This window comes from Candidatus Blochmannia sansabeanus (nom. nud.) (assembly GCF_059935345.1).
The window spans coordinates 764,463-778,798 of the sequence record NZ_CP011795.1 but is presented as its reverse complement, the minus strand read 5'-3'; the positions used below and the strand labels follow the sequence as shown (position 1 = coordinate 778,798).

Below are 14,336 nucleotides of genomic sequence, written 5' to 3'. Positions count from 1 at the left end.
ACATTAACCTCATCATACAAATAATACTTGTTTCATTAGAACAATTTTGCATTAACAAAAATTTTCAGTTGTACGCAATTATCCAAATACTTATGCAAGAACGGAAAAATAAATAAACTGCATCTGTATATGCCATATTATAATGTAATTAATCCTTTCTTGCTTATAAAAAACCACATTACCACAATATTGGTACATAATCTTTCATTTGTTCAATACTATCTCCATAATAAGTGTATTTGAAAGAATTACAAAATTCAACTATAAAGAACAGAGTAATTATTATTTGTACAAACACTAAAGTAATATTATTGTTTGGTAATTACAGGATAATTGTTCTAATTGTGACATATATTGTTACGAATGATTAAAAATCACAATATTAATAATCAGTGTCAATATATATTTTAAAAATAAAAAAAATTGAAGGAATTATCATTATTTAACCATTTTTGATTAATGTGTAAATATACAGAAATGCTTGAATTAGCATTCCTAATTATGCTATTGTAGTAGAAGTAATTTATATTATATACATAGTCAGTCTGTATTTACCATTCACTATATTATTGTGATTACAATTATAAAATGATATAGTTTCCATACATACTATATATATTACAGGCTTGTAGCTCAGGCGGTTAGAGCGCACCCCTGATAAGGGTGAGGACGGTGGTTCAATTCCACTCAGGCCTACCATTATTGAGATAATTACTTCAGTAGGCCTTTTATATCTTTATTAAAGAGCATACAAAAATATTAATTTACTATACAAATAAATTTGATAGACTCGATAGCGTTGTATGTTGTTCTATATATAGCATATTTATCAGTACGAGTGCTGCTTTTTAATTTAATTATACACATAATCGTATCTACTGGCACAAAACCAACTGTTCTTAACTATAGCTTAATGTTTGTATCCTATACATATGTATTAAAACTTTAATTGTTATTAAAACTTATTTTATTTTTACGAAAAATAATAGAAAATTGCGGTTTGTGTATATAGATGGAACAATAAACCATATAAAATTAAATAAATTTTGCACATATATCAAAGGTCGTGACACTATGCCAGTCCGGGTATTAGATGAATTGCCTGCGGTAAAATTTTTGCAGAACGAAGGAGTCTTTGTTATGCAAAGATCTCAAAATATTTTTCAAGAACTCCATTCTTTAAAAATATTAATCCTTAATTTAATGCCAAAAAAAATTGAAACCGAAAACCAATTCTTACGATTATTATCAAATTCTTCTTTACAAATTGATATCCAACTATTACGAATAGACGACCGTATTCCTAAAAATACACCTGTTGAACATTTAAATAACTTTTATTGTAGTTTTTCAGATATTCAACATCAAAATTTTGATGGTTTAATTGTAACTGGGGCTCCTCTAGGATTAATTGATTTTACAGATATAACTTTTTGGCCACAAATCGAGCAATTATTGTTGTGGGCAAAAGAGCATATTACTTCAATACTATTTGTTTGTTGGGCAACACAGGCGGCTTTAAAGATATTATACAACTTGCCTAAATTTATTCGAAAAAAAAAATTAGTAGGAATCTACCAACATAACACTACAAATTCTCATGCACTTTTAACAAAAGGATTTGATGATATATTTGCAGCACCTCATTCTCGTTATGCAGATTTCCCAAAAAATTTAATTTATCAAAACACAGATTTAGAAATATTAGCAGAATCTGATGAAGCCGGTGTGTATTTACTTATTAGTCAGGACAAACGTTTAATATTTGTTACGGGACATCCAGAATATGATGCGCTGACTCTATCTCAGGAATATTCTAGAGATATAAAATTAGGACTAAATCCAACGTTGCCAAATCATTATTTTCCTCAAAATAACCCTAATTTGATGCCTAAAATTAATTGGAGAAGTCATGCGTATTTATTATTTTCCAATTGGTTAAATCATTATGTATATCAAATGCCACAAAATGTTTAATTTTTTCTAAACAGAATAAATAAACGAATAACAATCTGTATTTTTAACTATTTATTTTATAAGCACTAATTTTTTAGGTGATTTGTCATGATTGACAAATCATAGTGAATACATGTATGTGCTTTATACATATAATTTTGCTAACAATACATTTTTATAAAATATCCTATTATTAAAATAAAAGTATAATTCAATCAGATATAAATACATGCATATAAATTTAATTTAAAAAATAAATAATTATTTAATATGTTTAGTCTTCATGATTATAAATTTTAATTATATTGATATGTATTAAAAATATGATATGATCATTATTGATGATCTCATTTATAATAAAATAATTCAAATGTTTAACTAAAAGTTGATCTTAGACTTTTATTTTATTTACTTATTTTTAAGATACAGCGCAAAATAAATTATGAAAAACATCAATCCTACTCATACACAGGCTTGGAAGCATCTAAAACAACATTTTTATGACATAAAAGATATATCAATCAATGATTTATTTAATCAAGATAACTGCAGATTTACACATTTCTCCAAGACATTTGATAATGAAATTTTAGTTGATTATTCAAAAAACTTAATTACAAATAAAACCATTACCAAACTAATATCTTTGGCTGTAGAATGTGATCTTGAAGGAGCTATCTCAGATATGTTTCACGGTAAAGAAATTAATTATAGTGAAAATCGTGCTGTGTTACATGTAGCTTTAAGAAACAGGAAAAACACTCCCATTTTAGTAAATAAATTGGACGTCATGCCGCAAATAAATGCAGTCTTAGAAAAAATGAAAAAATTTTGTAATTGTATTATTCAAGGTAGTTGGACAGGATACACAAATAAAATAATCACAGACATTGTTAATATAGGAATTGGAGGTTCCAATCTTGGCCCTTATATGGTAACTGAAGCATTAAAACCATATAAAAATCATCTAAATCTACATTTTATTTCTAATATAGATGGAACCCATATTTTTGAAACATTAAAATATTTAAATCCAGAAAATACATTATTTATAATAGCATCAAAAACTTTTACCACTCAAGAAACTATGACCAATGCGCGTAGCGCACGTAGTTGGTTTTGTAAAGCTACTCCTAATGAACAACATATTTCTAAACATTTTGTAGCATTGTCTACAAATGCTATTGAGGTTTGTAAATTCGGTATTAATCCATCAGAAAACATGTTTAAACTTTGGGATTGGGTAGGTGGCCGTTATTCGTTATGGTCGTCCATTGGTTTATCTATAATGCTATCGTTGGGAGTTAATAATTTTGAATTATTATTAACTGGAGCCCATGCTATGGATATGCACTTTTATCATACGCCCCTAGATAAGAACCTACCAGTAATTTTAGCACTTATTGGTATTTGGTACAATAATTTCTTTCAAGCAGAAACCGAAGCAATTTTTGCTTATGATCAGTATTTGCATCGTTTTGCAGCATATTTACAACAAGTCAATATGGAATCTAATGGGAAATGTGTAGATCGTAATGGATACCCTATCACATATCAAACTGGTCCTATTATATGGGGAGAACCTGGAACTAATGGACAACATTCATTTTATCAACTGCTACATCAAGGTACTAAAATGATTCCATGTGATTTTATTGCGCCCGTAATAAGTCATAATCCTATATCTGATCATCATGAAAAATTAATATCAAATTTTCTTGCTCAAACTAAAGCATTAGCTTTTGGGAACACAAATCAAAAAGTATTGAAAGAATTTAAAACATCTAACGCACATTACCAACCCCAACGACATGTAGTTTCGTTTAAAATATGCAAAGGCAATAATCCCAGCAATTCCATTTTAGTAAAAAAAATTACTCCTTATACTTTAGGAGCTTTAATTGCTTTATATGAACATAAAATATTTACACAAGGTGTCATCTTAAATATCTACACTTTTGATCAATGGGGAGTAGAGTTAGGCAAACAACTGGCTAGTAGTATTCTAACAGAATTAAAATGCAGCAATGTTATTTCTAGTAAGCATGATAGTTCAACTTATGGTTTAATCAATTATTACCAATCCTGGCGTACTTAAAACATAATGCTTACATTATATTATAAAACAACCTATTATTTCATTCACTGATACATATATGTAACAAATCAAAATTATAACAAAGATTAGATTTAATTATTATTAAACAGTCACATACTTTATCTCAACTTTAATTAGCATCTAGTTTAGTTTATATCGAAATTTTATGATCTTCTTATAAAAAGATAACATATAATATTTTGAGTAATTTTTTTTCGATATAAAAACCAGTAACGAGGAATTATATTAATATCAAAAACATTTTTATTTTTTGAAGTTTCTATATAAATCCAAGATTCTTTTTTAAAAAGATTATACCGTTCTAATAAAAAAATAACCTCAGGTATAACCTTATCTTTAAAGGGAGGATCTATAAAAATTACGTCATAAGTATCCATTGATCGTCGTAACCAAGAACGACAATCAGTATATATTACTTCACTATTATACGCTAAAAAGGACTGCACAATTGCCATCAACGCTGTAATACAAATATATCTATTATCTAGAAAAGTTACTTTATTAGCTCCTCGAGACAATGATTCTAAACCTAATGCACCGCTTCCAGCAAAACAATCTAAACAAATAGCACCAGAAATGATAGGATTAAGCCAACTAAATAGTGTTTCACGTATACGATCAGTAGTTGGACGTATATTAGCGCGCCGAACAACAGGTATTTTATATCCTTTCCATTTGCCACTAATAATTCTAATTTTCCCAACACCACCTAATTGCAGTTTAGTTCTATACATATACTACATCTCTTACATAATAAGATAAGTAACCATAATAATTCTCATCTTCTAATATGAAAAACATCTACTGCCAGAAACGATATTAATTTTACATTCCTCCGATACAGTCTGACCATTTATACATGAACTTATATATTCTACACATTATAACTATAAATCTTATTTATAGTTATAATGTGTGATAACCTAATATTGCCATATATCCACAGTGGTGATTTGTTATGTTATTAGTTAATCATATTTGATACTTACAATGAACTAATAATAACGTATGTAAGCAATGGAAACATGTTTAAATCTTATAGGAAGTTTATAGATAATAAATTATTTACATAAATAGAATATTCTATGTTGTTCTTCATAAGAAGACAATATATTTAATATTATTGATTAATTGTAAGTATTGCATAGAAAATATAAAATAAACATAACATTTAATATATTGATAATATGATAAGGTCAGTACACATGAATTACAAAGATAATTTATTTACTAAACTAAAACAGAGTTTATTAAATACTCGAAAAAAATTAGGAGACAACATAATACAGTTGGTTCGTAACAAAAATATTAATGTTGATATATTAAATAATATTGAAAATAAATTATTAGTTGCAGATATAAGCACACAAACTACTCAAAAAATTATTAATAATTTAAAAAATTATACTAGCCTTCATGCTAATTGTAATGACAAATCTCTTTATGATACGTTACGTAACGAGATATTAAATATACTTATATCTATCGATAAACCATTACTTATACAGGACAAAAAACCATTTACCATATTAATGGTAGGAGTTAATGGAGTTGGAAAAACTACTACTATTGGAAAATTAGCATATTACTACCGACTAAAAAATAAAACTGTAATGTTAGCGGCAGGAGATACCTATAGAGTAGCCGCAACAAACCAATTAGAAATTATAGGAAAACGTAGTGGTTGCGTTGCAGTAATAAAAAATCATACTACTTCTGATCCTGCTTCAGTAATTTTTGATGCTATTAAAATAGCTAAAACGAAACTTGTTGATTTGCTTATTATAGATACCGCGGGAAGATTACAAAATAAAATCTATGCAATGGAAGAATTAAAAAAAATTATTAGAGTTATAAAGAAAGTTGATGTAGAAGCCCCTCATGAAACTATATTAGTTCTTGATGCTAACATTGGGCAAAATTCTATTAACCAAGTGCATATATTCAATGATTCAATTAAAATTACGGGTATAATTATGACCAAATTGGACAGTAGCGCTAAAGGAGGCGCTCTCTTATCTATTGCTGATCACTGTTCCATTCCAATACGATATATCGGAATAGGACAAAATATCGATGACTTTCAACCATTTGAACCACACAACTTTGTTGAAGCTATTTTTAAAAAATAAACCTAATGGTAAAATACTGTGTTTATATAATATGAATATTTATTTGCAAATAAATATTCATATTATACAATAAAATACAAATAATTATTCCAAAATAGCATTACATTATTAACTCTGTAATACTTTTATGGGTGTTCTCTAAGCACTGTTCAATTTTTAGAAAATAAAATACTAGTTGCAGATGATTTAAACCAAATCTTTACATATACTAAGACATTAATAAGAAATAGAATTAAACCATAAAAATCATTATATTTCGCGATAATTACATAAATAAACACACATAATATATCTATGTGATAATTTTATCCTAAATGTAACATCATACACATCGTTAACGACGGTAACCTAACAGATGTATATTTTAAATACAACTGACTACTCAGCCACACAATATCATTAAGGAATGATAATAGTTATTTATTGATAATAAACAAGTAACTTTATAGTACTTAAATACCATTAAATAATAGTGTAATTAATAATGATTAATATCATTAAATGTGTTATGCAGTTTATTACATAAATACTCCTTTTAATATAATAGAATTATTTTACACTTAGTTTCATGTATATCCTGCACGGACATGATATAATTGTTTAATACATGTGATCATTTTAGGAGAATAAATGCCTAAAAATATGCAAAACAACGTAACTTTAGTTCCTCAAGGAACTTTGGAAGCATATATAAGAGCAGCCAATTCCTATGCTCTTCTAACTTCAGAAGAAGAACAAGCCTTGGCTAAGAAATTATATTATCATGGAGATTTGGAATCGGCAAAAAAACTTATTGTATCGCATTTAAGATTTGTCATTCATGTTGCTCGAAACTATTCCGGCTATGGATTGCCACAAGCTGATTTAATACAAGAAGGTAATATTGGTTTAATGAAAGCTGTACGTCGATTTAATCCAGAATTAGATGTTCGTTTAGTGTCGTTTGCTGTACACTGGATTAAATCAGAAATTCATGAATATGTTCTAAAAAACTGGCGTATTGTAAAGATTGCTACTACTAAAGCACAACGTAAACTATTTTTTAATTTAAGAAAAACTAAACAACGTTTAGGTTGGTTTAATGCAGGAGAAATAGAAATAGTTGCAAAAGCATTAAACGTTACCAGCAAAGACGTACGCGAAATGGAATCTCGTATGGCAGCACAAGATATGACTTTTGAACAATCCTCTGATGAAAGTAATCGAGGAATAATAGCTCCTGTACTGTACTTGCAAGATAAAATTACTACTTCTAATGAAGAAGATGAATGGATTGATCAAGTTAGTGATAAATTGAATACAGCTATAAATACTCTAGATAAACGCAGTCAACATATTATTCGTGCGCGCTGGCTAAACGTAGATAATAATAAAAGCACATTACAAGAATTGGCTAATCAATATGGTGTTTCCGCTGAACGAGTACGTCAATTAGAAAAAAATGCCATGAAAAAAATGAAATTAATAATACAGAACTAATTAATTTGTTATAAGTAACTTTTATAAAGACAAATTATTGAATATATATTTATAAAAGTCTAGTTACTTGACTGTATACACAATTATTTGATATTATTCTTATAGATGAAAAATTTAAAACTATTTGATATTGTATATTCTAGTATAGCTAGCAGCTCATTGTAAATACTATATGTAATCGAATATTGATTTCTTAGTATTAAATTAGTAATTTAATGATTGGATTAGTTGTTGCTGTCAACAATAGTTTTGGAAAATACTTTATTTTATTTTTGAAGCCCACTTCATATAACTACAAACAGATCATGGAGTAAATTATGACAATTGTCGGTCATACATTAGGATTTCCTCGTATTGGTTTACATAGAGAATTAAAGTATGCTCTAGAAAATTATTGGAACGGAAAAATAAAAGAAGATAAATTATTGGAAATAGGTCGCACATTGCGCATGCGTCATTGGAAACAACAGAAAGATTTTGGTATAGATTGGATCCCAGTAGGTGATTTTGCATGGTATGATCATGTTCTCACTACCAGTTTAATGCTAAATAATATTCCAAGTAGACATCATACTTTCCAGGAAAAGATTACTTTAAATACACTATTTAAAGTAAGCCGAGGCTATTCTTTAAACCAAAAACTGATACCCCCCTCAGAAATGAAAAAATGGTTTAATACAAATTATCACTATATAGTACCTGAATTTACTCAAAATCAAGAATTTAAATTAAATTGGACTCAATTATTTGATGAAATAGATGAAGCTTTATCACTAAAATATAAAATAAAGCCAATATTACTTGGACCAATTAGTTATCTTTGGTTAGGTAAAGTAAAAGAGAAACAATTTGATCGACTGTTATTATTACCTGCTTTGTTATCAGTATATCAAGATATACTGAATATTTTTTCAAAAAAGAATATTGATTGGGTACAAATTGACGAACCCATATTAGTTTTAGAGCTACCATCGAAATGGTTAGGGGCATATTTTAATGCGTACGAACAACTTCACGGTAAAGTTAAATTATTACTAACTACTTATTTCGATGGTATATACCATCAGCTACATACTATCAAACAACTTAAAGTAGATGGTCTGCATGCAGATCTAGTGTCTAGTCCTGATAATGTGCCTTTGATTCACGCACAACTTCCAAAAAATTGGATATTCTCAGCAGGAGTAATTAATGGACGTAATATATGGAAAACTAATCTGCATAATTGGTTCAAAAAGCTTTCCCCTTTAGTAGAAGAACGTAAGATATGGATAGGCTCTTCTTGTTCCTTATTACACAGCCCTATTGATCTAAATATGGAAAAAAAATTAGACAAACATATCATGGAATGGTTTGCTTTTGCATTACAAAAATGTTCTGAAATAAAGATGCTATGCACTGCTTTAAATTATAAAAATAAAAATGACTCAACATATGAGGACATACTTAATAAATATTATATTGCCAATAATTTAAGATCCCACTCCACTGCAGTTCATAATATACAAGTTAAAAAACAACTTGAACATATTAGTAAAATTCCACACTCTCGATACTCTCCATACGCAACACGGGTTATTTTGCAGCATAAAAGATTTAATTTCCCATTGTTCCCAACAACTACTATCGGTTCATTTCCTCAAACTGAAGAAATTCGTAAACTTCGTTCAAACTTTAAAAATAACCAAATCAATAAAAAAGATTATTGTGTTGGCATTAAAAATTATATTGCACAAATTGTTATGGAACAAGAAAAATTGGATTTTGATGTTTTAGTTCATGGAGAACCAGAAAGAAATGATATGGTAGAATATTTTGGAGAAAACTTAAATGGATTTATATTTACTCAAAATGGATGGGTACAAAGTTATGGTTCTCGTTGTGTAAAACCTCCAGTAATTATTGGAGATATCAGTCGTTCAAAACCCATTACTACAAAATGGATTAGTTATGCTCAATCATTAACTAACAAACCAATAAAAGGTATATTAACTGGACCAGTGACTATCATGTCTTGGTCATTTTTACGTGAAGATATACAACGTAAAACAATTGCACTGCAATTAGCGTTATCAATACGTGATGAAGTAATAGATTTGGAAAAATCTGGAATTCGAATAATACAAATTGATGAACCAGCCTTACGAGAAGGATTACCTTTAAAAAATTCTGATCAAAAACAATATTTAGAATGGGCGATCAATGCATTTAAGATAACTGCATCATCAGTAAAAGATGATACCCAGATTCATACTCATATGTGCTATTCCGAATTTAATGATATTATTCATGCAATTATAGAATTAGATGCAGACGTAATCAGTATAGAAGCATCTAGGTCAGATGACAAAATATTAAAAACCATACAACATGTAGTAATGAGCTTAAATGGAATTGGTCCAGGTATATATGATATTCATTCTAAAAATGAACCAACCCAGAATGATCTTATCGAAAAAATTAATCAATTATTAAAATATATTCCAAAAAATCGTTTATGGATCAATCCTGACTGTGGATTAAAAACAAGATCATGGACTGAAACTACACGATCCTTAAATAATATGATATCTGCAGTAAAAATATTGCGTAAACAATATTCATGAATATTAACTGATTATTTTTAATAATTTAATAATAAACATTACAATAAGATTACTAAGTCTGTTATTTTATTATAAAATACATCTATAAATTTTGTTTAAGAAACAATCATTAAAGAAATTTTCATTTATATTATTTATATTTATAAAAATTCGAAGCCTTTAAAAATTACAATTAATTTTAACTGTACAAAATACATTTGTAATCACTCTTAACATAATTAAATAAAAAACCGTATGTCTATGAGTAACGTATTTCATTTAGGTTTAAAAACTAGTGATCTCCAAGGAGCAACTTTAGCTATTCTTCCAGGAGATCCTAGTAGAGTCAAAAAAATTGCATTACTTATGAACAATCCAAAATATATTTCTAGCTACCGAGAATTTACCACTTGGTCTGCAAGAATTAATGAAAATACAATAATTGTTTGTTCTACAGGAATAGGCGGTTCCTCTACTTCTATTGTAATAGAAGAGTTGTCCCAATTAGGGATACGTACGTTTCTACGCGTAGGCACTGCGGGCGCTATCCAAAAATATATAAAAATAGGTGATGTATTAATAGTTACTGCTGCTGTCCGTTGTGATGGAGCCAGTCAACATTTTGCTCCGTTAGAATTCCCAGCAGCAGCAGATCTATCATGTACTATAGCGTTGATTAAAGCTGCTAAAAAAATTGGTACTAAATCACATTATGGAGTTACTGTGTCTTCAGATACATTTTATCCAGGACAAGAAAGAAAAGATACATATTCTGGTCGAGTTATTAAAAAATTACGTGGCTCTATGGAAGAATGGAAAAGCATGGGAGTTATGAGCTATGAAATGGAATCTGCAACACTATTGACTATGTGCTTGACCCAAGGACTACGAGCAGGAGTTGTAACAGGCATTATCGTAAACCGCACACAACGAGAAACTCCAAATGTTATTTGCATACGTAATGCTGAAAATATGGCGATCAAAGTTGCAATAGAAGGCGCGCATATAATTCTTAACGAAGATAATAATAACTGTATATAATTAATTTATTTGATAAGATTAACTATTAATTATTATTTAAGTTAGATTTGATTTATCTTGATATAACTTAATTGATTAAAAAATTTTCATATGAGAGTATTTTTAAATACTTTCATATGAAAATTTTTTACAGTACCATAAATAACATATTTTGAAATATTAAATACCATGATTAATACCAAGTAATAGCTATAATTATTTTATTATTACATTTTATAATAGAGAATATATGACAATTATCCCATTTTACTTATATAATATAATTAGTATTTTAGCAGGCTCCCTAATCACTGGAATATTCTGTAAAATTATAAAAAAACGTTGTATCCAAAGATATAAAAATGACTGTAAATCTCACGAAAACACCTTGTGTATAATTAAACAAAATTTAAAAAATGAATCTGATTTACGGCATAACATTGAACAAAAATTACAAAATGAATCGCAAATAGTACATGAACTATATGGAAAATTATCCACTACTGAAGAACGTCTAAAATTATTAGATCATTATCGCCAAAAGTCTGAACAACTAAATCATGAGTTGCATACACAATTAAATTTAAATCATACTCAAGAATTAAAACTACAAGAATTAAACATTCGATTAGAAGAATATAAGCTTGCAACAGAAGAAAAACAAAAGTTATTTATTGATAGTGAAAACAGACTAACTATGCAATTTGAAAATTTAGCAAATCGTATTTTTGAAGAGAACGGATATAAGATAGATAAACAGAACCGAATAACCCTTGATAGAATGCTATATCCATTAAAAGAACAATTAGAAGGATTTAAAAATCAAATACAACATAACATTGAAAAAGAAAAACAAGAAAGAGATACTCTAGCATATGAAATTCGTAATCTACATCAATTAAACACAAAAATCACTCAAGAAACTATTAATTTAACACAAGCATTAAAAGGAAATAACAAAATACAAGGTAGTTGGGGAGAAATAATTTTAACTCGCGCATTAGAAGCATCTGGTATGCGGGAAGGTCATGAATTTCATGTACAAACCAGCATAAAACAAACAAATGGACATAGGTTACAACCTGATGTAATTGTCCATTTACCCCAAGGAAAAGATGTAGTAATTGATTCTAAAATATCTTTGGTAGCCTATGAGCGTTATTTCAATAGCAATAACGAAGAAAACCGACAATTAGCTATTATTGACCATATTCATTCATTACGTACACATATAAAATCGTTAAGTAAAAAGGATTACCAAAAATTATTTGGATTGAACACATTAGATTATATTTTAATGTTTGTTCCCATTGAATCTGCTTTTATGTTAGCTATTGAAAAGGAAGCATCATTATTAACTGATGCCATGCGATACAACATTATGTTAATTAGTCCTACAACGTTGTTGATTGCCTTGCGTACTATTAATAATTTATGGCGCTATGAATATCAAAATTGTCACTCAAAAAAAATTGCTGATAAAGCAGGACGATTATATGATAAACTACGACTGTTTATGGATGACTTAAATAAAATTGGTCTATATCTGAATAAAGCAGAAGTTATTTATAATGCAGCAAAAAACAAATTTTCTGAAGGAAAAGGTAATATTATAAGTCAGGCAGAAAGCTTTAGAGCGCTTGGAGTACAAATAAAACAACCAATTATTACTAATGATACTACTCCTTCTTCTATATTTCTATTTGATAAACAAAATAGTTCTTCCAACACATCCAATTGTGAAAATAAAATCATCCTAAGTACATCTCATGAACCTTTAATAGATTCTTGATTAAATATACTTAAAATGTGTAAAACAACAAAATCAAAACATTTATTTTATTAAATTTCAATAAATAAAAACCTAATGCACAAGGTATTATAATAAAAATAAACATGCATGATAAATACAACAAAAATACAACTCATTTTGGTTTTCAAAAGGTTCCCAAAAATAAAAAAACATTATTAGTATCTAATATTTTTAGTACTATAGCATCAAAATATGATTTAATGAATGATTTAATGTCCTTTGGTATACATAGAATGTGGAAACAATTCATGATTTATCACAGTTCAGTATATACCGGACAAAAAGTGCTGGATCTAGCCGGTGGTACCGGAGATTTAAGTATTAAATTTTCACGATTAGTTGGTAATGCAGGGATAGTAGTATTAGTAGATATCAATGATTCTATGATAGATCTAGGACAAAAAAAATTACGCAATTTAGGCATATTAAATAATGTAATATATATACAGGCTGATGCTGAAGCTTTACCTTTCCCTGCAAATACCTTTGATTGTGTCTCTGTTTCTTTTGGTTTGCGTAACTTTACAAACAAGGAACGAGCATTATTTTCAATGCATAGGGTTCTAAAACCTAAAGGTAAATTACTAATTTTAGATTTTGGAGTACCTATTTTTAAAATATTAAATTCAATATATGATTTATATTCATTTCATGTCTTACCCAAAATAGGTGAATTAATAGCTCAAAACGCTAATAGTTATCGCTACCTTGTAGAATCTATTCGTATGCATCCAGATCAAGAAACTTTGAAAAATATGATGATACAAGCAGGATTTAATAATGTTAAATATTTTAATATGACTTGCGGAATTGCAGTATTACATTGCGCACATAAATATTAAAATAATATTTTTATATTAAAAACTATTATAATCAATGTTTAATCATTTTATAAATCATCACCAGATATGATCAATAATTTATTAATTTTTTAAAAGTTATTCCATAATAAAACTACAATATCCAGCTATTTTGCGTTTTAACAAGAAATAGTTATATATTTTCAGTATTAGAAAAAACGAATTATATTGTATAATATATATACTGTAATATTTATTATTACTTTTAATAAATATATAATGCGCGATATAAAATTTTTTTTAATAAATAATAGTAATTTATAGCTAAAATAATATATTTAATAAAATATTTAGATAATATCTACTAGTCATAGATTACTAATCTTGTTTTATTTATATTAACAATATCTTATACAAAATTCATCATATGAA

The 14,336-nt window shown here is 27.9% G+C and carries 9 protein-coding genes and 1 tRNA gene; 9 read left to right on the top strand and 1 reads right to left on the bottom strand.

Annotation, left to right across the window (positions count from 1 at the left end; genetic code table 11):
* Window positions 1–622: 622 nt before the first annotated feature.
* From Bsans602_RS03300 to pgi, 3 genes are all read left to right on the top strand, one after another.
* Window positions 623–699, top strand: a tRNA-Ile gene (locus Bsans602_RS03300).
* 375 nt (window positions 700–1,074) lie between these two features.
* Complete coding sequence (locus tag Bsans602_RS03295) at window positions 1,075–1,977, top strand: homoserine O-succinyltransferase (protein ID WP_500837084.1); 903 nt, start codon at window positions 1,075–1,077, stop codon at window positions 1,975–1,977.
* Window positions 1,978–2,398: 421 nt separating this feature from the next.
* Window positions 2,399–4,054 (top strand): glucose-6-phosphate isomerase, encoded by a 1,656-nt coding sequence (gene pgi / locus Bsans602_RS03290; protein ID WP_500837083.1) that lies wholly within the window; start codon window positions 2,399–2,401, stop codon window positions 4,052–4,054.
* A 164-nt stretch (window positions 4,055–4,218) separates the two neighbouring features.
* Here pgi and rsmD read toward each other — a convergent pair whose 3' ends face one another.
* Complete coding sequence (gene rsmD / locus Bsans602_RS03285) at window positions 4,219–4,809, bottom strand: 16S rRNA (guanine(966)-N(2))-methyltransferase RsmD (RefSeq protein WP_500837082.1); 591 nt, start codon at window positions 4,807–4,809, stop codon at window positions 4,219–4,221.
* Between the two features lie 471 nt (window positions 4,810–5,280).
* Here rsmD and ftsY point away from each other — a divergent pair, with 471 nt between their 5' ends.
* The 6 genes from ftsY to ubiE all read left to right on the top strand — a co-directional run bounded on the left by ftsY (window position 5,281) and on the right by ubiE (window position 13,946).
* Window positions 5,281–6,207: a signal recognition particle-docking protein FtsY gene (gene ftsY, locus Bsans602_RS03280; RefSeq protein WP_500837081.1), complete on the top strand. Its 927-nt coding sequence runs from the start codon at window positions 5,281–5,283 to the stop codon at window positions 6,205–6,207.
* Between the two features lie 630 nt (window positions 6,208–6,837).
* Complete coding sequence (gene rpoH / locus Bsans602_RS03275; protein WP_500837080.1) at window positions 6,838–7,686, top strand: RNA polymerase sigma factor RpoH; 849 nt, start codon at window positions 6,838–6,840, stop codon at window positions 7,684–7,686.
* A gap of 317 nt (window positions 7,687–8,003) precedes the next feature.
* The gene (gene metE / locus Bsans602_RS03270; RefSeq protein WP_500837079.1) at window positions 8,004–10,292 is read left to right on the top strand and encodes a 5-methyltetrahydropteroyltriglutamate--homocysteine S-methyltransferase; all 2,289 of its coding nucleotides are present in this window, start codon (window positions 8,004–8,006) and stop codon (window positions 10,290–10,292) included.
* A 234-nt stretch (window positions 10,293–10,526) separates the two neighbouring features.
* Window positions 10,527–11,312 carry a uridine phosphorylase gene (gene udp / locus Bsans602_RS03265; RefSeq protein WP_500837078.1) on the top strand — a complete coding sequence of 262 codons (786 nt, stop codon included), beginning with the start codon at window positions 10,527–10,529 and terminating at the stop codon, window positions 11,310–11,312.
* Between the two features lie 229 nt (window positions 11,313–11,541).
* On the top strand, window positions 11,542–13,083 hold the full coding sequence (gene rmuC / locus Bsans602_RS03260; protein ID WP_500837077.1) for a DNA recombination protein RmuC: 1,542 nt from the start codon (window positions 11,542–11,544) through the stop codon (window positions 13,081–13,083).
* A gap of 104 nt (window positions 13,084–13,187) precedes the next feature.
* Window positions 13,188–13,946 (top strand): bifunctional demethylmenaquinone methyltransferase/2-methoxy-6-polyprenyl-1,4-benzoquinol methylase UbiE, encoded by a 759-nt coding sequence (gene ubiE / locus Bsans602_RS03255; protein ID WP_500837076.1) that lies wholly within the window; start codon window positions 13,188–13,190, stop codon window positions 13,944–13,946.
* The last annotated feature ends 390 nt before the right edge of the window (window positions 13,947–14,336 follow it).